Here is an 18,764-nt window from a genome sequence, read left to right on the forward strand (position 1 = left end):
GACAGCGCCCGCCGGCTCAGCCGGCGGGCGCCTGGTCGTCTGCGCGGGTATCAGCCCTGCGGCGGGCTCATCGCGAGGTCCTTGATGATGACCTCCTTCTTCGGGTGGCCACCGCCGGCCTGCTGGGCGAACGCCCCGTCGTCGCCGGCCTTGGCCACGTCCTTGACGAGGTCCATGCCGCCGGTGATGGTGCCCAGCACCGTGTACGCCGGGTCCAGCGGCGAGTCGCCGTAGACGATGAAGAACTGGCTGCCGGTGCTGCCCGGGTCCTGCGACTTGGCCATCGCGATGACACCCTCCGGGTACGGCGGGCGCTTGTCGGTGGGCAGGTTCTCCTCGGCCATGCGGTAGCTCGGGCCGCCCTGGCCGTCGGTGTCCCGCCAGCCGTTGCCGGTGGCGCTGGGGTCGCCGCACTGCAACACCTTGATGCCCTCGCTGACGAGGCGGTGGCACTTGGTGTTGTCGAAGAAGTTCTTCTCCGCGAGGTAGCTGAAGCTGCCCGCCGTGCAGGGGACCTTCGACCTGTCGACCTTGGCCGTGATCGGGCCCAGGTTGGTGTCGATCGTCATGGTCTGCACGCCGGTCGCGGACTGCTGGTTGCTCGGCACCCCGACGTCCTTGATCTGCGGGGGCCGCTGATCGGTGGGCAGCGTGGTGAACGCGCACTCGGCCGTGCCGGCCGCCGGTGCGGCGGTGTCCTTCTTGTCGTCGTCGCCGCCGAGGCTCACCGCCAGCCAGACGGTGCCGGCGACCACGAGCACCAGCGCGGCTGCCGCACTGACGATCGCCTGCGTCTGCCGGCGCTTGCGGGCCTTGGCCGCGCGCTCGGCCATCTCCTTCTCGAGCCGGGCGCGTGCCGCCGCGCGCTGCCGCTCTCTGGTGGACGTCACGCCTGGATCCTCCTGGCTGTCTGCTGCTGGGTGCCGTGTGGGTGGGTGGTGGCGGCCGGTCAACCGGCGCTCGGGCTGCTGGACGGCGCGCCGGAGGCCGACGACGCCGGTGCCGCCCCGGTGACCGGCTCACCGACGGTGAGGCTCTGGATCGTCACGTCGGTGCTGGGCTTGACCTTGGCCCCGGTCCCATTGTCCACGGTCGGGAGGGCGCCGATCTTTTCCACCACGTCCAGCCCGCCGGTCACCCGGCCGATCACCGGGAACTTCGGGTCGGTGGTGGTGAAGTCCTTGAAGAAGATCAGGAACTGGCTGCCGTTGCTGCCCGGCGGGTTGGCGATCATCGCCACGGTGCCCTTCGGGTACGTCGGCGGCTGGCCGGGGGCCGGGCTGGCCGACGGGGACGCCGACGGCACGGTGGGCAGCTCCTCGTCGTAGAACGAGTAGGTCGGCCCGCCGAGCCCGGTGCCGCTCGGGTCGCCGCAGCGCAGCGCGCCGTCGGCGGTGATCTCGTGGCACTTGGTGTTGTCGTAGAACGACCGGCTCGCCAGGTGGGCGATGCTCGCCGCCGCGCACGGCGAGTTGGTCAGGTTCAGCTCCGCGGTGATCGGCGCACCCTGGTTGGTGGTCACGGTCATCGCCCGGGTGCCCGCGGTGGGGATGTCCTTGGTCGCCGGGGTGCCGACGTCCTTGAGGTTGGTGTTGGCCGTCGCGTCCTGCGGCGTCCAGAGGCAGGTGTCCTCCGCGGCCGTCTTCTGCTTCGAGTCGGAGTCGAACGCTCCGAGTGCCCAGGCGGAGCCGGCCACGACCAACACGAGGATCAGGGCGGCGCCGACACCGGCCTGGATCTGCCGACGACGCCGCGTGGCGGCGGCCCGGCGAGCCAACTGCCGGTCGAGCTTGGCCCGCGCCAGTTTGCGCTGCCGGTCCCTGCTGGAAGCCACAGGTGCTCCCCTTTCCTCTACCTGGTCGTCGCCGGCGGCCGGGCACCCCGGCCCGTCCGGGCGTCACGTGTGCCGCGCCACACGCCCGCCAGAGTGTACGGCTAGTGACTGGGAAAGTGGTGTACGAGGTCCACCCCGTCCCGAGCAGCGCTTATCGGGCGACGTCACTGTGCCGTGCGGGGCGCGTGGGACGGACGCGGCAAACTCGCTCGGCGCGCCCGATAGGCTGCTGGGCAGGACGACCAGCCGCTCGACGAAAGGACAGCGCCCGTGCTCGTGGCCGGCTTTCCCGCGGACGCCTTCGGCACCAACTGCTACGTGGTTGCCACCGCGCCGGGGGAGCAGTGCGTGGTGGTCGACCCCGGCATCGGGGTGCTCGACCAGCTCGACGCGCTGCTCGCCGAGCACCGCCTGCATCCGGCCGCCGTGCTGCTCACCCATGGCCACCTCGACCACACGTTCTCGGTCGCGCCGGTCTGCGGCGCGCGGGGCATCACCGCCTACGTGCACCCCGGCGACCGGGAGATGCTCGCCGACCCGGCCAAGGGCCTCTCCACCGACCTGACGTCGCTGTTCGGCGGCCGACTGAGCTACACCGAGCCGGAGGACGTGGCCGAGCTGACCGACGGCGCCACCCTCAGCCTCGCCGGTCTGGAGATCGCCGTCGACCACGCCCCGGGCCATACCGGCGGGTCGGTGCTGTTCCGGCTGCCCGGCGCGGGCTCGGGCTGGGAGGCGGACGAGATCTGCCTCTCCGGCGACGTCCTCTTCGCCGGGTCGATCGGCCGCACCGACCTGCCGGGCGGGAGCATGCCGGCCATGCTCACCAGCCTGCGCGACAAGATCCTCCCGCTGGCCGACGACACCGTCGTGCTGCCCGGCCACGGCCCGAGCACCACCATCGGCCGCGAGCGCGCCAGCAACCCGTACCTCATCGAGGTGGCCGGCACGACGCCGGCCGCACCGACCCGGGGCCTCTAGTTCTTTCGTCCGCGCCGCGCGCGGACCCACGACACCACCGCGCCGCGGGCGCGGAACCGCAAGGAGTACGCCGATGAGCAAGCCCACGCCCATCTCCGGTTTCCCGGAGTGGACCCCCGGACAGCGGATGATCGAGCAGTTCGTGCTCGACAAGATCAAGACCACCTTCGAGCTGTACGGCTTCGCGCCGCTGGAGACCCGCGCCGTGGAGCCGCTGGACCAGCTGCTGCGCAAGGGCGAGACCTCGAAGGAGGTCTACGTGATCCGTCGGCTGCACGCCGACGCCGAGAGCGCCGGCGGCGACGACCAGCTCGGCCTGCACTTCGACCTGACCGTGCCGTTCGCCCGCTACGTGCTGGAGAACGCCGGCAAGCTGACCTTCCCGTTCCGCCGCTACCAGATCCAGAAGGTGTGGCGGGGTGAGCGACCGCAGGAGGGCCGCTACCGGGAGTTCGTCCAGGCCGACATCGACATCATCGACCGGGACACCCTGGCCGCGCACCACGAGGCGGAGATGCCGCTGGTCATCGGGGACGCGCTGCGGTCGCTGCCGATCCCGCCGGTGACCATCCAGGTCAACAACCGCAAGATCTCGGAGGGCTTCTACCGGGGCATCGGGCTCACCGACCCGGAGGCGGCGCTGCGGGCGATCGACAAGCTCGACAAGATCGGCCCGGCGAAGGTGGCCGACCTGCTGGCCGAGACCGCCGGGGCGAGCGAGGCGCAGGCCAAGGCGTGCCTGGCGCTGGCCGAGATCTCCGCACCGGACACGTCGTTCGCCGACGCCGTACGCGCGCTCGGGGTGAGCGACCCGATGCTCGACGAGGGCATCGAGGAGCTGGTCCGGGTGGTGCAGACCGCCGCCGAGCACTCGCCCGGCCTCTGCGTGGCGGACCTGCGCATCGCCCGTGGCCTGGACTACTACACCGGCACCGTCTATGAGACCCAGCTGCGCGGCTACGAGCGGTTCGGCTCGATCTGCTCCGGCGGCCGGTACGACAACCTGGCCAGCGCCGGCGCTGTCTCGTACCCCGGGGTGGGGATCTCGATCGGGGTGACCCGGCTGCTCGGGCTGCTCTTCGGCGCGGGGGAGCTGTCGGTGTCCCGGTCGGTGCCCACCTGTGTCCTGGTGGCGTTGGCCGACGAGGAACACCGCCCGGCCAGTGGCCGGATCGCGGCGGCGCTGCGGCGGCGCGGCATCGCCACCGAGGTCTCGCCGAGCGCGGCGAAGTTCGGCAAGCAGATCCGTTACGCCGAGCGGCGCGGCATCCCGTACGTGTGGTTCCCGGGGGCGGACGGCGCCCCGGACGAGGTGAAGGACATCCGTTCGGGTGAGCAGGTCACGGCCGGTGCGGAGGAGTGGGCGCCACCTCTGGTGGACCGCAAACCGACGGTCAGCTGAGTCTCCCCACTGGCGCTCATGGTCGCGGGGACCTACGGTAGCGTAAGTTACGCCACCGTAGGGAGTTTCTCGTGACCATGAGCACCGCACTGAGCCAGACCGCCCTCCTCCTCGAGTTGGAGCCGGTGGTCGCCCGCAACCTCGACCGCCACCTTTCGCTGGCCAAGGAGTGGTTCCCGCACGAGTACGTGCCGTGGAGCGAGGGCCGGACCTTCGACGGGCCGCTGGGCGGCGAGGCGTGGTCGCCGACCGACTCCACGATCCCGGACGTGGCCCGCACCGCGCTGATCGTGAACCTGCTGACCGAGGACAACCTGCCCTCGTACCACCACGAGATCGCCACCCTGTTCGGCCGGGACGGCGCGTGGGGCACCTGGGTGCACCGGTGGACCGCGGAGGAGGGGCGGCACGGTGTGGCGATCCGCGACTACCTGACCGTCACCCGGGCGGTCGACCCGGTGGCGTTGGAGCGGGCCCGGATGACGCACATGTCCGAGGGCTACACCAACGCCCACGGCGACGAGGTGCTGCACTCGCTGGCGTACGTCTCGTTCCAGGAGCTGGCCACCCGGATCTCGCACCGCAACACCGGCAGGGCCACCGGCGACCCCGCCTGCGAGGCGCTGCTCGCCCGGGTGGCCGCCGACGAGAACCTGCACATGGTCTTCTACCGCAACCTGCTCGCCGCCGCGTTCGAGCTGGCCCCGAGCCAGGCCATGCGGGCCGTCGCCGATGTGGTGGCCGACTTCCAGATGCCGGGCGCCGGCATCGACGGTTTCGCCCGCAAGTCGGTGGCGATCGCCCTGGCCGGCATCTACGACCTGCGCCAGCACCGCGACGAGGTGTTGCAGCCGGTGCTGCGCCAGTGGGACGTCTTCAACGTGACAGGCCTCGACGCCGACGGCGAAGCCGCCCGCGAACAGCTGGCAACCCAACTGGACACCCTGGACAAGGCAGCAAGCCGCTTCGAGGAAAAGCGCGCAGCCCGAGCCGCCCGCCTAGCCCCCCGCTAACAGCATCCCCCCCACCCCCACCCCCCACCCCCCACCCCCACCCCCCACCCCCACCCCCTCCCCGGCCCCCACCCCACCCCCACCCCCCGTTGATCATGGAGTTATTGCCACCCGCATCGGCGTGTCGGCGCAATAACTCCATGATCAACGTGGGAGTGGGGCGGGGGTGGGGGCCGGGGAGGGGGTGGGGGTGGGTGGGGTGGGTGGGGTGGTCAGGGGTGGGGGAGGAGTAGGCAGGTGCTGGTGGCGTGGGCTATCAGGCGGGCTGTGGTGTCGGTGATGCGGGCCTCGGCCAGGGCCGTTCGCCGGCCGCGTTGCAGCACCGTGCCCTCGCAGCGCAGCGTGCCACTGTCCACCGTGACCGGGCGGAGGAACTTCACGTTGAGGTCCAGCGAGGTGTAGCCGACGCCGGCCGGCAGGGTGGTGTGCACGGCACAGCCGGCGGCGGTGTCCAGCAGTGTCGAGAGGACACCACCGTGGACGCTGCCGAGCGGGTTGTAGTGGAACTCCTGCGGGGTCAACTCGACGACGACCCGGCCTTCGTCGGCCTCCATCCGGGTCATGTCGATGAGGTGCATCACCGGTGGTGCGGCCAACTCGCCGGCGATCATCGCCCGGAGCATCTCCAGGCCGCTGCGTCGACCGAGCTGGGCGGCGTTGACCGCCGGGTCCGCCCAGGTGAAGGTGCGGCTGCGCGCTGGCTCCTGAGTCTGCGTCATGGACGCAGCCTGGCAGCAGGTTGCTGAGTCTGTCAACGAGACCTAGCCTGGTCGGATGCGACCCGCAGCACTGGACTGGTCGGTGGAGAACTGCACCATCGCCCGCGCCATGGAGATCCTCGGTGAGCGGTGGACGGTTGTGGTGCTCCGCGAGGTGTTCACCGGCATCCGCCGCTTCGACGACATGCGGGTGCGCACCGGCATTCCGCGGCAGGTGCTGACCAGGCGGTTGGCCAGCCTGGTCGAGCAGGGCGTGCTGCGCCGCGAGCCGTACCGGGAGCCGGGCAGTCGGCTGCGCCACGAGTACCGGTTGACGGAGAAGGGCCTGGATCTCTGGCCGGTCCTGGTGGCCGTGCTCGGGTGGGGTGACCGGTACCTCGCCGACGCCGAGGGTTCGCTGTTGACCGTCACTCACCGTGACTGCGATGCGCCGGTGCGCCTCGAGCTGCGCTGTGCCGACGGACACGACGTGGGGCGGCTGCGCGACGTGGTGTCGCGCCCCGGTCCCGGCGCCCGCCGCCGGACCCCCTGACGCGCGACACCCGCACCGACCGACGCCGCAAGGCATCGACGATCATGCTCACCCAGGGCGGGTTGAGTGTGACGGTGACTGTTCGCCAACGTGTCGGTGGTGTTGCGGCGATGTGGCCCCGCCAAGTTCGGCGAACCCGGGCTGAACCAAGCCTTGTCAACGAAGTTAAGTATGTGAATACTTCAGTGCAGTCGGCCGGTTTCCCCAGATCGGCCGGGTTGCCATCGGGTCAGCCGACCTCGGCGAGACCCGCTCCCCCGCCCAGGAGGTTGTTACATGCGACCCACGAGGTCCACGTTCCGCGTTGCGGCGACTGTCGCCGTTTCCGGAAGTCTGGTCGTCGGCGCGCTCATCGGCGCACCCGCCCAGGCCGCACCGGCCGCCTCGCCCGACGCCGCGGCCGCGCTGTCCGCGCAACTCGGCGACCGCTCGGCCGGCTCGTACATCGACGCCAGCGGCAAATCCGTCGTCACGGTGACCGACGCGGCCGCCGCCAGCACGGCGAACAAGGCCGGCGCCGCCGTCCGCTACGTCACCCGCGGTGCCGGTGAACTCAACCGGGCCACCGCCGAACTGGAGCGCTCCGCCAAGATCCCGGGCACCGCCTGGTGGAGCGACCCGGTCACCAACCAGGTCGTCGTCTCCGTCGACAGCACCGTCACCGGCGCCAAGCTGGAGCGGGTCAAGGCTGCCGCCGCGCGGGCCAACGGCGCGGTCCGGGTCGAGGCCGAGGCCGGTGTGCTCAGCACCCGGATCTCCGGCGGCCAGGCCATCTACGCCGGCGGCGGCGGGCGCTGCTCGCTCGGCTTCAACGTGCGCAGCGGCAGCACCTACTCCTTCGTGACCGCCGGGCACTGCACCAACATCTCGGCCAGCTGGTACTCGAACTCCGCGCAGACCGCGCTGATCGGCACCCGGACCGGCACCAGCTTCCCGGGCAACGACTACGGCATCGTGCGGCACAGCAACTCCGCCAACGCCGCGGGCAACGTCTACCTCTACAACGGCAGCTACCGGGACATCACCGGCGCCGGCAACGCCTCCGTCGGCCAGTCGGTGCAGCGCTCCGGCAGCACCACCGGCCTGCGTTCCGGCTCGGTGACCGCGACGAACGCCACGGTGAACTACGCCGAGGGCTCGGTCTCCGGCCTGATCCGCACCAACGTCTGCGCCGAGCCGGGCGACAGCGGCGGCTCGCTGTTCGCCAACACCACGGCCCTGGGCATGACCTCCGGCGGTAGTGGCAACTGCCGCACCGGCGGCACGACCTTCTTCCAGCCCGTCACCGAGGCCCTGAGCCGCTACGGCGTCAGCGTCTTCTGATCGATCCACCGCCCGCGGGCCGCCGGAGGATTCCGGTGGCCCGCGCCGCGCGTCCGGGCACCGGCAGCTCAGGCGAGCCGGTCGGGCCGCTGGGTGGGCCGCAGGGGATCCGGGGGTACGACAGTCGCGGTGTCACCGGGTGCCGTGGCACCGACGGACCAGGCGAGATGCGCCCGCCGGGCGGAGAGCACCGCCAGCAGCGGCCAGAGGGAGACCGCCACCGCCGTCACCCGTTCGGCCAGCCCGGTGCGGGACCCACCTGTCACCTCGAAGGCGCACCAGCCGAAGAGTGCGAGCAGCACCACCGTGGCGCCCAGCCCCACGGCCCGACGAAACGCCCAGGGTGGCTCCGGTCGGGCCGGGTGCGCGGCGTCGCGGCCCCGCGGCAGCCGCAGTGCCGACCCCGCCGGCCAGAGCGCCAGGGCGAGGACCGCCACCGTCGCCGCGACGCCGTGGCTGAGCGAGCCACCCACCGGCGGCCGGGGAAACGCGACGAGCGCGATGGTGGCCACCCCACCGACCGCGAGCAGGAACCGGCTGGGCAGCCCGGCCGCGTGCAGGACGGCGGCCACCGACAGGTAGCAGCAGCCGAGCAGCACCAGCGCCACGACCATGATCCACGCGTCGGTGGCGTCCTGCCCCGCCAGCTCGCTGATGGTGTCCCGAATCGGGTCGTACCCGGCGGGTTGCCGTGCCGCCGCGACCGTCCAGCCGCTCACCAGCAGCAGGGGTGCGGCCGCCGCCGTGGCGACGGCCCAGTTCGGTACGGCGCGCATTTCGCCACGTTAACCGGCGCGGCGGTCGGCCGAGTCGGGTTCGCCGCTCCGCCCCACCAGCGAATCGTGCCGGCCTGGCGGGTGCCCCGGAGGCGGGGCGGCCACCCCTGACAGAATGCCGGTGAGGACTGTTCCACGATGAGGAGTTGCCAGCCGTGATCCGTACCCACAATGCCGGAAGCCTGCGCGCCGCGGACGCCGGCTCGACGGTGACGCTCGCCGGGTGGGTGGCCCGCCGGCGCGACCACGGCGGGGTCATCTTCGTCGACCTGCGCGACGGCAGCGGCGTCGTCCAGGTGGTCTTCCGCGAGGAGGACGCGCACGCGCTGCGCAACGAGTTCTGCGTGAAGGTCGTCGGCGAGGTGACCCGCCGGCCGGCCGGCAACGAGAACCCGGAGCTGCCCACCGGTGAGGTCGAGGTGACCGTCACCGAGTTGGAGGTGCTCTCCGAGGCGGCGCCGCTGCCGCTGCCGGTGGACGACCAGATCGAGGCCGGCGACGACATTCGACTCAAGTACCGCTACCTGGACCTGCGCCGCAGCGGGCCGGCGAACGCGCTGCGGCTGCGTTCGCGCGCCAGCCACCTGGCCCGGGGTGTGCTGCACGAGCGGGACTTCCTGGAGATCGAGACGCCGACCCTGACCCGGTCGACGCCCGAGGGCGCCCGCGACTTCCTGGTGCCGGTGCGGTTGCAGCCGGGCAGCTGGTACGCGCTGCCGCAGTCGCCGCAGCTGTTCAAGCAGCTGCTGATGGTCGGCGGCATGGAGCGGTATTACCAGATCGCCCGCTGCTACCGCGACGAGGACTTCCGCGCCGACCGGCAGCCCGAGTTCACCCAGCTCGACGTCGAGATGTCCTTCGTCACCGAGGACGACGTGATCGACCTCGGTGAGGCGATCGTCTCGACGCTGTGGAAGGACCTGGCCGGGCACGAGATCTCCGGGCCGATCCCGCGGATCACCTGGCACGACGCCATGGCCCGGTACGGCTCCGACAAGCCGGACCTGCGCTACGGCGTGGAGCTGACCGAGCTGACCGACTACCTGCGCGGCACCGAGTTCCGGGTCTTCGCCGGGGCGATCGACGCGGGCGGCTACGTCGGCGCGGTGGTGATGCCGGGTGGCGCGGCGCAGAGCCGCAAGGAGTTGGACGGCTGGCAGGACTGGGCCAAGGCGCGCGGCGCGCGGGGCCTGGCGTACGTGGTGTTGGACGCCGAGACCGGCGAGGCGCGCGGCCCGGTGGCGAAGAACCTGTCCGCCGAGCACCTGGGCGGGCTCGCCGACGCGGTCGGCGCCAAGCCGGGCGACGCGGTCTTCTTCGCCGCCAGCGCCACCGCCCGGGAGGCGCAGGAGCTGCTCGGCGCGGCCCGGGTGGAGATCGCCAAGCGGGCCGGGCTGATCGACGAGAGCGCCTGGGCGTTCTGCTGGGTGGTCGACGCGCCGATGTTCGAGCGCACGGACGAGGGCGGTTGGACGGCCGTGCACCACCCGTTCACCTCGCCGAACGCCGAGTGGGTCGACCGGTTCGAGGAGGCTCCGGACCGCGCCCTGGCGTACGCGTACGACATCGTCTGCAACGGCAACGAGATCGGCGGCGGGTCGATCCGTATCCACCGGGGTGACGTGCAGAAGCGGGTCTTCGACCTGCTCGGCATCACCCCCGAGGAGGCGCAGGACAAGTTCGGCTTCCTGCTGGAGGCGTTCAAGTACGGCGCTCCGCCGCACGGCGGCATCGCCTTCGGCTGGGACCGGGTGTGCATGCTGCTCGCCGGCGCCGACTCGATCCGTGAGGTCATCGCGTTCCCGAAGACCCGTGGCGGGTTCGACCCGCTGACCGGCGCTCCCACCCCGATCACGACCCAGCAGCGCACCGAGGCCGGCATCGACGCCAAGCCCAAGCCCCCGGCCACCGCCCACACGGGCACGGCCGGCCCGGCCGCCCCGGTCTCCGACCCGGTCTGACCCCCTGTCTCGTTGATCATGAGGTTGACAGGCCCCACGTGACCGCGTGTGGCTCGTTAACCTCATGATCGACCTAGGTGGGGGAGTGGGCTGGCGTGCGGGTGCTTGTTGTCGGTGGTAGTGGGCTACTGGGGCGGGAGGTCTGTCGGCGGGGGGTTCGCCGCGGGTTCGCGGTGGTGGGGACCTTCCACTCCGGCGCGATCCCGGTGCCGGGGGTCGCGGCGCGTCGGCTGGACGTGACCGACCGGGCCGCCGTGCGCGCGCTGGTCGCCGAGGTGCGGCCGGACGCCGTGATCGGGACCCCCTATCGGTACGACGACTGGGCGGTCACCGCCGACGGGGCCGCGAACGTGGCGGTCGCCGCCGCCGAAACCGGTGCCCGACTCGTGCACGTGTCCAGTGACGCGCTGCACGCCGGCCGTCCCACCCCGTACGCCGACGACGACCCGCCCACACCGGTGCACGCGTACGGTGCCGCGAAGGCCGCGGCCGAGACCGCCGTGCGGGCGATCGACCCCGGCGCGGCCCTGGTGCGTACCTCGCTGATCCTGGGGGAGGGCAGCAAGCAGATCCAACTCTGCCGGGACGCGCTCGCCGGCCGGGCGGCGCTGTTCACCGACGAGTTCCGGTGCCCGATCGACGTCAGCGACCTGGCCGACGCCGTGCTGGAGTTGGTCACCTCGCCGTACGCCGGTCTGCTCAACGTGGCCGGCCCCGACGCCGTCAGCCGGGCCGACCTGGGTCTCCTCGTCGCCGAGCGGTTCGGCCTGGACCCGGCCGGGCTCCGGACCACCACCGGCGCCGCCGTCGGCCTGTCCCGCCCCCTTGACGTACGCCTGGACAGCTCCCGCGCGGCCGGCCTGCTGCGCACCCGACTGCGCGGGGTGCGCGAACTCCTGGCTCGCTGAGCACCCGATCTTCTTCTCTCGGCATGTGCACGCCTACTGTGCATAACTCTTGTGCACAACAAGTGTGCAGAGATAGTGTGCATACATGGAGAACCCGCCACCCGACGGCCGCGGCGAGCAACGGCGCGTCGATCTGGACGGCCGGCAGGTCCGCGTGTTGGCCCACCCGCTGCGGATGCGGCTGCTCGGCTCGCTGCGCATCGACGGGCCGGCCACCGCGACCGCCCTGGCCGAGAAGTTGGGCACCAACACCGGCGCGACCAGCTATCACCTGCGGCAACTCGCCGAGGTGGGGCTCGTGTCCGAGGATGCTGACCGGGGCACCGGCCGGCAGCGCTGGTGGCAGGCCGCGCACGACGTGAGTCACTTCGAACCCACCGACTTCGACGACGATCCGGACGCCCGTGCCGCCGTGCAGTGGATCCAGACCGACCAGGTGCGGCTGATGGCCGAGTTGGCCGAGCGGTGGATGGCCGTCGAGCACCACCAGTCCCGGGCCTGGCGGGACGCCGTCGGCATGAGCGACCTGGTGCTGCCGCTGGACCCGGCTCGGCTGCGGGCTCTCAGTGGGGACCTGTGGGCGGTGCTGATGCGCTACCGCGACGAGGCCGTCACCGAGGCATCGGACGCCAAGCCCGTGCACGTGTTCCTGGCCGGCTTCCCCCGCCTGGACGAGCGCTGGTGAGCGCGAGGAGTGCGCCGGAGTTGCGAGCCCCGCAGTCGCGAACTAGGGAGGCGTCGTGAGCGCGAGGAGTGCGCCGGGGTTGCGAGCCCCGCAGTCGCGAACCAAGGAGGCGTCGTGAGCGCGCTGACCGTACGCCAGGTTCGGCGTCGTTACCTCACGCTCTACGGCCTGCGTTGGCTGCCCACGGGTCTGATGATCCCGATCATGATCCTGCTGATGCAGGAGCGTGGCCTATCACTGCCGCAGATCGGCTTGGCCTTCAGCGCGCAGGGGTTGCTGGTACTCGCGCTGGAGTTGCCCACCGGCGGCCTCGCCGATGCCCTCGGCCGCCGGCCGGTGCTTGTCGTCGCCGGGGCGCTCAGTCTCGTCTCGCTGACGCTGTTCGCGGTGGCCGACTCGTTCTGGGTGTTCTTCCTGGTCTATGCGGTGCAGGGGGTCTACCGGGCACTGGACAGCGGCCCGCTGGAGTCCTGGTACGTCGACGCCACTCTGGCCGTCGACCCGGAGGCCGAGTACGAACGCGGCCTCGGGCACGCGGGCACCGTCAGCGGCGGGGCCATCGGCGGCGGTGCGCTGCTCAGCGGTGGCCTGGTCGCACTGGGTCCGATCGGGCCGGTGAGCGCGCTCACCGTGCCCGTGCTGGCCGCGATCGTCGCGCAGGCGGTGGCGCTCGTCGCGCTGGTCGTCCTGCTGGTCGAGCACCGGCCGGCCACCGGGTTCGCGGCGGTGCGGGCCTCGGTGGTCCAGGCGCCTCGGATGATCGGCCAGGCGGTCGGGCTGCTGCGCCGTTCCCGGGTGCTGCTGGCCCTGGTGTTGGTGGAGCTGTTCTGGGGCTTCGGCATGATCACCTTTGAGTCGTTGCTGCCGGTTCGGCTCGCCGAGGTGATCGGCAACCCGGAACGGGCCGCCGCGCTGCTCGGGCCGGCCAGTTCGGCCGCCTGGCTCGCCTCGGCCGCCGGCGCGGCACTGACCCCCCTGCTGCTGCGCTGGATGGGTGCGGCTCCGGGCGCGGCCCTGCTGCGCATCCTGCAGGGTGTGACAGTGGTCGGGATGGGCCTGTTCGCCGGACCGGTCGGGGTGCTGGTGGCCTACCTGGCCTGCTACGCCGTGCACGGCGCGTCGAACCCGCTGCACAGTGGCCTGTTGCACCGGCAGGTCGACGGCCCGTACCGGACCAGCGTGCTCTCGTTGAACTCGATGATGGCGCAACCGGGCGCGGCCCTCGGCGGGGTGGTCCTGACCGCGATCGCCGCCGCCGCCAGCGTCAGCACCGCGATGGTGGTCGGTGCGGTGGTGCTCGCCGTCGCCGCACCGCTCTACCTGCCCGCCTGGCTGGCCGGCCGTCGGGCTGCCCCCGCCGACGAGCCCATCGCGGTGCCGGTGCCCGCAACCGACCGTTGAGCGGGGCCCCTCGTGCGCGAGGGGCCCCGCTCCGGTTCACCCGAGGCGAACCGTGCTGAGCGGCAGGGTGTTGGTGAAGCCGAGCCGACGGTAGAGCCGTACCGCACCGACGTTGTGCGTGTAGACGCCGAGCGCCACGGTGTCGTGGCGGGCCAGCAGCGCCCGGGTCATCCCGGCGGTCAGCGACGCACCCAGACCCCGACCCCGTAGGTCGGGGGCCACGGTCAGGCCGGCGATGAAGCCGACGTCGCTCTGGCTGCGGTCCGCGCCGCACGCCACCAGTCGGCCGCCGGCCCGAATGCCGTACCAGTCGACCACCCGCGGGTCGCCGGGGCGGGAGGTGGTGCTGGGGAACGCCTCGTCGACGAGCGCCTCCAGCGCCGGGGTGTCGGCGTCGGTGAGGCGGACGACCGGTTGTTCGTCCGGCTGCGCCGGTGGTGGCGCGTCGGTCCAGTGGAAGTCCCAGTGGTGGTGCTCGGCCACCGCCAGCCGGCCGGTCAGCGGAGCGCGATCGTGCCGGGGCAGATGCAGTCGGTGCCCGGGGCGCAGCCTCCCGCTGTCGGCGAGCGCGACACAGATGTCCAGGGCCGGTCCGGCTGGGCCGATCGCGCAGCCGGTCGGCCCGTGCCTGGTCGGCACCAACCACAGCACCGCGCCCTCGCGCTGGTATCCCGTCGCGGGTAACGCCGGCCCGAGCGCGTGCCGGGCGAACGGGTGGTGGCCGGCGGCATCCAGGATGGCGGCCCGGTCCTGGAGCACCTGGTCGTCGAGGATCATGCTGACCAGCCTAGAAGCCGGGGGTACGACGCCCGCGTCGGGCAGCGGCGCGGCAACCACCTCCACCGTGGAGATTGGCGAGTCGACCGATTGGGTACATCACGCGCCGACGTACTGGGAACCCCCACCGGAGGACCGACATGCTCGCCATTCTCGCGGCCATCGTTTTTGGCTTCGCCCTGCTTATCGACCTGCTCGACACCGACTTCGGAGCGCCCGACCTGTTCAACTGGAACACCCTCGTGCTCCTCGGCCTGTTCCTGCTCGCGCTCTACCTGGGCGGCGTGGGCAGCGGCCCGCGCAGCGGTGGCGGCGGTGGCGGCGGCCGCTGGTACCGCGGCCGGCGCCCGGGTCGTGGCTGACCGGAACCGATCACCGGTGGCGGGCCCACGGCGCGATTCCGGCCTCGTGGGCCCGGCCCGGTACTGTCTTCGTGATGGAGTCCGACGCCCTCTTCTCCCTCGGTGAACCCGCCGGGTCGCGCAGCGCGCCCGACGGTCCCGTCGGTGTCGACGGCTTCACCGCGGTGGCCGACGATTCGCCCCTGCCCGTCCGGATGCGCCCGGTGACCCTCGACGAGTTGGTCGGGCAGGACCACCTGCTCGCCCCCGGCGCCCCGCTGCGGCAACTGGTCTCCGGCGGCGCCCCGATGTCGGTGATCCTCTGGGGTCCGCCGGGCAGCGGCAAGACCACCATCGCGCACCTGGTGGCCGGGGCGACCGACCGCCGTTTCGTCGCCATGTCGGCGCTCTCCGCCGGCGTCAAGGACGTGCGGGCGGTGATCGAGGCGGCCCGCCGCCAGCGCCGTTCGGGTGGCCCGCAGACCGTGCTCTTCATCGACGAGGTGCACCGGTTCAGCAAGACCCAACAGGACTCGCTGCTCGCCGCCGTCGAGGACCGCACCGTCACGTTGCTGGCGGCGACCACCGAAAATCCGTACTTCTCGGTCATCTCGCCGCTGTTGTCGCGGTGCGTGCTGCTCACCCTGCAACCGCTCGACGACGAGGCGGTGCGGGGCCTGCTGCGCCGCGCGGTCGCCGACAAGCGCGGCCTGGACGACGTGCTCACTTTGACCACCGAAGCCGAGGACCACCTGGTCCGGCTCGCCTCCGGTGACGTCCGTAAGGCACTCACCGCACTGGAGGCGGCGGCGGCCTCGGCCACGGCGCTGGGCACCGGGCGGATCGACCTCGCCACCGCCGAGCAGGCCGTCGACGTCGCGGCGGTGCGCTACGACCGCGACGGCGACGCCCACTACGACGTGGTCAGCGCCTTCATCAAGAGCATGCGCGGCTCGGACGTGGACGCCGCGGTGCACTGGCTGGCCCGCATGCTGGTCGCCGGCGAGGACGCCCGGTTCATCGCGCGCCGCCTGGTCATCTTCGCCAGCGAGGACGTGGGCATGGCCGACCCCGGCGCGCTGAGCGTCGCCACCGCCGCCGCCCATGCCGTCGAGTACGTCGGGCTGCCCGAAGCGCAGCTCAACCTGGCCCAGGCGGTGATCCACCTGGCCACCGCACCCAAGTCGAACTCGGCCACCACCGCCATCGGTGCCGCCATCGCCGACGTCCGGGCCGGCCGCGGTGGCCCGGTGCCGCGCGGGCTGCGCGACGCGCACTACGCCGGTGCCCGCGGGCTGGGCCACGGCACCGGCTACCGCTACCCGCACGACGACCAGCGCGGCGTGGTCACCCAGCAGTACGTCCCGGACGACCTGGTGGGCACCGACTACTACCAGCCCAGCCCGCACGGCGCGGAACGGTCGGTGGCCACCCGGCTGCCAGTGCTGCGCCGGATCGTGCGTGGCCTGCCGGCCCCGGCCGCCCGCCCGGACACTGGAACAGCCGAGCCGCCGGTAACGACGCGGACCGCGTCGGCGCTACCCGGTGAGGTCGGTCGCCCGACGACGGGCACGGGCGCCCCCGGCACGACGCAGGACAGCGGCGCTGACGCCGCAGGAGAGGGTCAACAGTGAGATCGCGTGGTGGGGACCGCCCGGACGAGGGCCCGGACGAGCGGCGCGATCGGAGCGCCAAGACGCGCCGGTGGGGTCGAGGCCGGGCGGCCGAGGTCGAGCCGGAGGAGCCGGTCGCCGGCGAGGAGTTCGGCTGGATCGACGACCTGCGGTCGGCCAAGCAGCAGCGCGGCGAGCTGGGCCCGGACGGCGCACCGGCGGAGTCGGCCGGGCCTCGTCAGGCGATGCCGCCGGAAGCCGCGGTGCCGCCTGCCCCGCGCCAGAACGGCCCCGGTGGCACCGCCGCACGTCGACCGGTCGACACCCCCTGGCCGGGGGATTCGCCACCGACCGGCCGCCGCCCGGACGACCGGCCGCCCGTCGCCGGCGCCGCGGCCCCCGTCCAGGGCCAGCCCGTGCGTCGCGGCGTGCAGCCGGCAGCCGGTGCCCGTGCCGCCGTACCGCCGGCACCGCCCGCCGCCCGCCCGGCTGGCGGCGACCCGGCCAGCCCGCCCGTGCCTCGCCCGACTGCCGACGCACCCGGCGGCCCGGCCCGGTCCCGCCCGGCGACGGCTCCTCCCGGCCCACCCGCAGGCCCACCGACCTCGGGCGCCCCGACCGGTCGTCGCCCGGAGGCCGCTGTTCCGCCGGGTCGTCATCCGGAGGCCGCTGTTCCGCCGGGTCGTCATCCGGAGGCCGCTGTTCCGCCGGGTCGTCGCCCGGACGCCGCTGTTCCGCCGGGTCGTCGCCCGGAGGCCGCTGTTCCGCCGGGTCGTCGCCCGGACGCCGCCGCAGCCGGGGTGAACCCGGACGCGATGCCGCCGCTGCGCCGTCCGGACGCCGGCTCGCCGGGACGCCGGCCGGGCCCGGAGTCCGTCGAGCCCGGTCGTCCACTGCCGCCGGCCGACGGAATGTCCGCTGGCCGACGCGTCGCGGCGGCACCCGATCCGACCCGGGGCGCCGGGCCACCTGTCGCCTCCGGCGCGGCCCGGGTGGACGGCCCACCGACCGGTGCCGTGCCGCCGGCCGCGGAGGGCCTGCGACCCGACCCCGCCATCGACCGCGACCCACGTACCGCGCGGCGTCGCCCAGGCCCGGTCGACCCGGGAGCCCCGGAGCCCACCGACGGTCGTCCCGCCGACCGCTCCCGTCCGGCAGCCGGCGGACGCCGCCGTGCCGCCGAACCCGACGAGGTAGCGGTGCCCCGCTCGGGCAACGCGCCGCCGATGCCCGAGGCCTCCGGCGGTCACAGCGGTGCCACGCCCACCATCGGGCCGGCCGACGGCACCGGTCGCCGCCGGGCCGTCTCCGCTGAGCCCGAGCGCCGGCCGCCGGCCGCCGGTGAGGCCCGGACCGACCGCCCCGAACGGCCCGCCGACTGGCTGCGCCAGGCCGGCCGCCTGCCACACACCGACCCCGGCCTGCCGGTGGTCAACCGCCGCGGTGGCACCCCGCCGGCCACGGATCGGCGTCCGGCACCGGCCACCGGCACCGGCGAGCTCGTCGACCACGCGTCCGGTCGCCTCGGCGTGCCCGACCCGGCCGCGGAGCGCACCGCCGCCCGCCGGCCTGCCGGCCCGCCGGCTGACCCGGGTGCGGACGCACCGACCGGTCGCCGTGCCGCCCGACCCGACGCGCCGAGCACCACCGGAGAACAGGCTCTGCCCCCTCCGCCGACGTCCGGCGATCGGCGCCCCCGCGGCCGAGACGCCACGGGACCCGTTGGGGACCCCGCCGGCGGGCGCGCCCGCGGCCGAGATGCCGGGGCACCCGTTGGGGACGCCGCCGGCGGGCGCGCCCGTGCGGTGGCCGGGCCCGGTCCCGACGCCCCGCCCACGCCCGACCCGACCGGCCGACGACGCCGGCCACCAGCCGAACCTGGCCCGGACGGACCGGGTCGACCCGGGCCGGCGAACGACCGCGGCGACGGCCCCTACGCCGGCGGACGACCCGCGCCCGGCGCCGATCCCGCCGCTCCGGTTCGGGGCGCCGCCCGCCCCGCCCCGCCCGGCCGGGCCCGACCCGTCCCGGCCGGCGCACCGGTCCCGGACGCCGGGCGCCGTGGCGCCGACGGTCCGCCCCGCCCCGCCCCGGGTGCCGAGGCGGCCCCCCGGGGCGCCGCCCGTCCGGACGGTACGGCTCGTGCCGCCGGCGTGGACGGCCCGGTTCGTGCCGCCGCCGCAGCGGGTGTGGACGGCCCGCCGCGTTCGCGTCCGGATGGTCCGGCTCGTGCCGCCGTCCGGCCACCCGGCGGCGCGCAACCGCCCCTCGCCGACGATCGAACCCACGGTGAGCCGGGTGCCGGTCCCGGTTCCCCGGCGCGTGGTGGCGCCGCGTCCGGACGAGCCACCCCCGCCGACCGTGCCGCCGGGCGTGCCCAGCCTCCGCACCGGGAGCCCGGCCGCGCCGAGCCGAGCGGCATCGCCCCGGTGCCACCGCCCGGCCGCTCCGGCGAGCCCGTCGGTGTGGCCCGTGTCGCCGCCGCCGTGCCGCTCCCG

Annotated in this window: 16 protein-coding genes; 11 read left to right on the top strand and 5 right to left on the bottom strand. The window is 73.7% G+C overall.

What is annotated here, in order from left to right:
* Window positions 1–50: 50 nt before the first annotated feature.
* Together AB0B57_RS14970 and AB0B57_RS14975 are read right to left on the bottom strand one after the other, a co-directional pair.
* Window positions 51–890, bottom strand: a complete 840-nt coding sequence (locus tag AB0B57_RS14970) for a peptidylprolyl isomerase (RefSeq protein WP_357069259.1) — start codon at window positions 888–890, stop codon at window positions 51–53.
* 59 nt (window positions 891–949) lie between these two features.
* Complete coding sequence (locus AB0B57_RS14975) at window positions 950–1,834, bottom strand: peptidylprolyl isomerase (RefSeq protein WP_357069261.1); 885 nt, start codon at window positions 1,832–1,834, stop codon at window positions 950–952.
* A 270-nt stretch (window positions 1,835–2,104) separates the two neighbouring features.
* Here AB0B57_RS14975 and AB0B57_RS14980 point away from each other — a divergent pair, with 270 nt between their 5' ends.
* From AB0B57_RS14980 to AB0B57_RS14990, 3 genes are all read left to right on the top strand, one after another.
* A complete protein-coding gene (locus tag AB0B57_RS14980; RefSeq protein WP_357069263.1) occupies window positions 2,105–2,815 on the top strand; it encodes an MBL fold metallo-hydrolase in 711 nt (236 codons plus the stop codon).
* Window positions 2,816–2,888: 73 nt separating this feature from the next.
* Complete coding sequence (gene hisS / locus AB0B57_RS14985; RefSeq protein ID WP_357069265.1) at window positions 2,889–4,217, top strand: histidine--tRNA ligase; 1,329 nt, start codon at window positions 2,889–2,891, stop codon at window positions 4,215–4,217.
* Window positions 4,218–4,294: 77 nt separating this feature from the next.
* Window positions 4,295–5,230: an acyl-ACP desaturase gene (locus AB0B57_RS14990; protein ID WP_357069444.1), complete on the top strand. Its 936-nt coding sequence runs from the start codon at window positions 4,295–4,297 to the stop codon at window positions 5,228–5,230.
* Window positions 5,231–5,442: 212 nt separating this feature from the next.
* Here AB0B57_RS14990 and AB0B57_RS14995 read toward each other — a convergent pair whose 3' ends face one another.
* Window positions 5,443–5,949 (bottom strand): PaaI family thioesterase, encoded by a 507-nt coding sequence (locus AB0B57_RS14995; RefSeq protein ID WP_357069267.1) that lies wholly within the window; start codon window positions 5,947–5,949, stop codon window positions 5,443–5,445.
* A 55-nt stretch (window positions 5,950–6,004) separates the two neighbouring features.
* Here AB0B57_RS14995 and AB0B57_RS15000 point away from each other — a divergent pair, with 55 nt between their 5' ends.
* Together AB0B57_RS15000 and AB0B57_RS15005 are read left to right on the top strand one after the other, a co-directional pair.
* Window positions 6,005–6,481 (top strand): helix-turn-helix domain-containing protein, encoded by a 477-nt coding sequence (locus AB0B57_RS15000; protein WP_357069269.1) that lies wholly within the window; start codon window positions 6,005–6,007, stop codon window positions 6,479–6,481.
* A 276-nt stretch (window positions 6,482–6,757) separates the two neighbouring features.
* A complete protein-coding gene (locus AB0B57_RS15005; RefSeq protein WP_357069271.1) occupies window positions 6,758–7,804 on the top strand; it encodes a S1 family peptidase in 1,047 nt (348 codons plus the stop codon).
* A 68-nt stretch (window positions 7,805–7,872) separates the two neighbouring features.
* Here AB0B57_RS15005 and AB0B57_RS15010 read toward each other — a convergent pair whose 3' ends face one another.
* Complete coding sequence (locus AB0B57_RS15010) at window positions 7,873–8,580, bottom strand: DUF998 domain-containing protein (RefSeq protein ID WP_357069273.1); 708 nt, start codon at window positions 8,578–8,580, stop codon at window positions 7,873–7,875.
* A gap of 155 nt (window positions 8,581–8,735) precedes the next feature.
* Here AB0B57_RS15010 and aspS point away from each other — a divergent pair, with 155 nt between their 5' ends.
* From aspS to AB0B57_RS15030, 4 genes are all read left to right on the top strand, one after another.
* Entirely contained in the window at window positions 8,736–10,541 is a 1,806-nt protein-coding gene (aspS, locus tag AB0B57_RS15015) for an aspartate--tRNA ligase (RefSeq protein WP_357069445.1), read from the top strand.
* A 95-nt stretch (window positions 10,542–10,636) separates the two neighbouring features.
* Complete coding sequence (locus AB0B57_RS15020) at window positions 10,637–11,449, top strand: sugar nucleotide-binding protein (RefSeq protein ID WP_357069447.1); 813 nt, start codon at window positions 10,637–10,639, stop codon at window positions 11,447–11,449.
* An 85-nt stretch (window positions 11,450–11,534) separates the two neighbouring features.
* The gene (locus tag AB0B57_RS15025; protein ID WP_357069275.1) at window positions 11,535–12,134 is read left to right on the top strand and encodes a helix-turn-helix domain-containing protein; all 600 of its coding nucleotides are present in this window, start codon (window positions 11,535–11,537) and stop codon (window positions 12,132–12,134) included.
* A 114-nt stretch (window positions 12,135–12,248) separates the two neighbouring features.
* Window positions 12,249–13,535: an MFS transporter gene (locus AB0B57_RS15030; RefSeq protein ID WP_357069277.1), complete on the top strand. Its 1,287-nt coding sequence runs from the start codon at window positions 12,249–12,251 to the stop codon at window positions 13,533–13,535.
* A gap of 36 nt (window positions 13,536–13,571) precedes the next feature.
* On the opposite strand, the gene AB0B57_RS15035 is transcribed toward AB0B57_RS15030, so the two are convergent.
* Window positions 13,572–14,312 (bottom strand): GNAT family N-acetyltransferase, encoded by a 741-nt coding sequence (locus AB0B57_RS15035; protein ID WP_357069279.1) that lies wholly within the window; start codon window positions 14,310–14,312, stop codon window positions 13,572–13,574.
* A 140-nt stretch (window positions 14,313–14,452) separates the two neighbouring features.
* Between AB0B57_RS15035 and AB0B57_RS15040 the strand changes: the two genes are divergently transcribed.
* Both AB0B57_RS15040 and AB0B57_RS15045 read left to right on the top strand, forming a co-directional pair.
* Entirely contained in the window at window positions 14,453–14,674 is a 222-nt protein-coding gene (locus AB0B57_RS15040) for a hypothetical protein (RefSeq protein ID WP_357069281.1), read from the top strand.
* A 74-nt stretch (window positions 14,675–14,748) separates the two neighbouring features.
* The gene (locus tag AB0B57_RS15045) at window positions 14,749–16,287 is read left to right on the top strand and encodes a replication-associated recombination protein A (RefSeq protein WP_357069283.1); all 1,539 of its coding nucleotides are present in this window, start codon (window positions 14,749–14,751) and stop codon (window positions 16,285–16,287) included.
* Window positions 16,288–18,764 lie beyond the last annotated feature (2,477 nt).

The organism is Micromonospora sp. NPDC049101, from assembly GCF_040648675.1.
In the GTDB taxonomy this organism is placed as follows: domain Bacteria; phylum Actinomycetota; class Actinomycetes; order Mycobacteriales; family Micromonosporaceae; genus Micromonospora.

Excerpts from the sequence above, each read along its gene's own strand:
- hisS (WP_357069265.1), top strand. The coding sequence starts at position 2,889 with ATGAGCAAGCCCACGCCCATCTCCGGTTTCCCGGAGTGGACCCCCGGA.
- AB0B57_RS14990 (WP_357069444.1), top strand. The coding sequence starts at position 4,295 with ATGAGCACCGCACTGAGCCAGACCGCCCTCCTCCTCGAGTTGGAGCCG.
- AB0B57_RS14995 (WP_357069267.1), bottom strand. The coding sequence starts at position 5,949 with ATGACGCAGACTCAGGAGCCAGCGCGCAGCCGCACCTTCACCTGGGCG.
- AB0B57_RS15000 (WP_357069269.1), top strand. The coding sequence starts at position 6,005 with ATGCGACCCGCAGCACTGGACTGGTCGGTGGAGAACTGCACCATCGCC.
- AB0B57_RS15005 (WP_357069271.1), top strand. The coding sequence starts at position 6,758 with ATGCGACCCACGAGGTCCACGTTCCGCGTTGCGGCGACTGTCGCCGTT.
- AB0B57_RS15010 (WP_357069273.1), bottom strand. The coding sequence starts at position 8,580 with ATGCGCGCCGTACCGAACTGGGCCGTCGCCACGGCGGCGGCCGCACCC.
- AB0B57_RS15025 (WP_357069275.1), top strand. The coding sequence starts at position 11,535 with ATGGAGAACCCGCCACCCGACGGCCGCGGCGAGCAACGGCGCGTCGAT.
- AB0B57_RS15035 (WP_357069279.1), bottom strand. The coding sequence starts at position 14,312 with ATGATCCTCGACGACCAGGTGCTCCAGGACCGGGCCGCCATCCTGGAT.
- AB0B57_RS15040 (WP_357069281.1), top strand. The coding sequence starts at position 14,453 with ATGCTCGCCATTCTCGCGGCCATCGTTTTTGGCTTCGCCCTGCTTATC.
- AB0B57_RS15045 (WP_357069283.1), top strand. The coding sequence starts at position 14,749 with ATGGAGTCCGACGCCCTCTTCTCCCTCGGTGAACCCGCCGGGTCGCGC.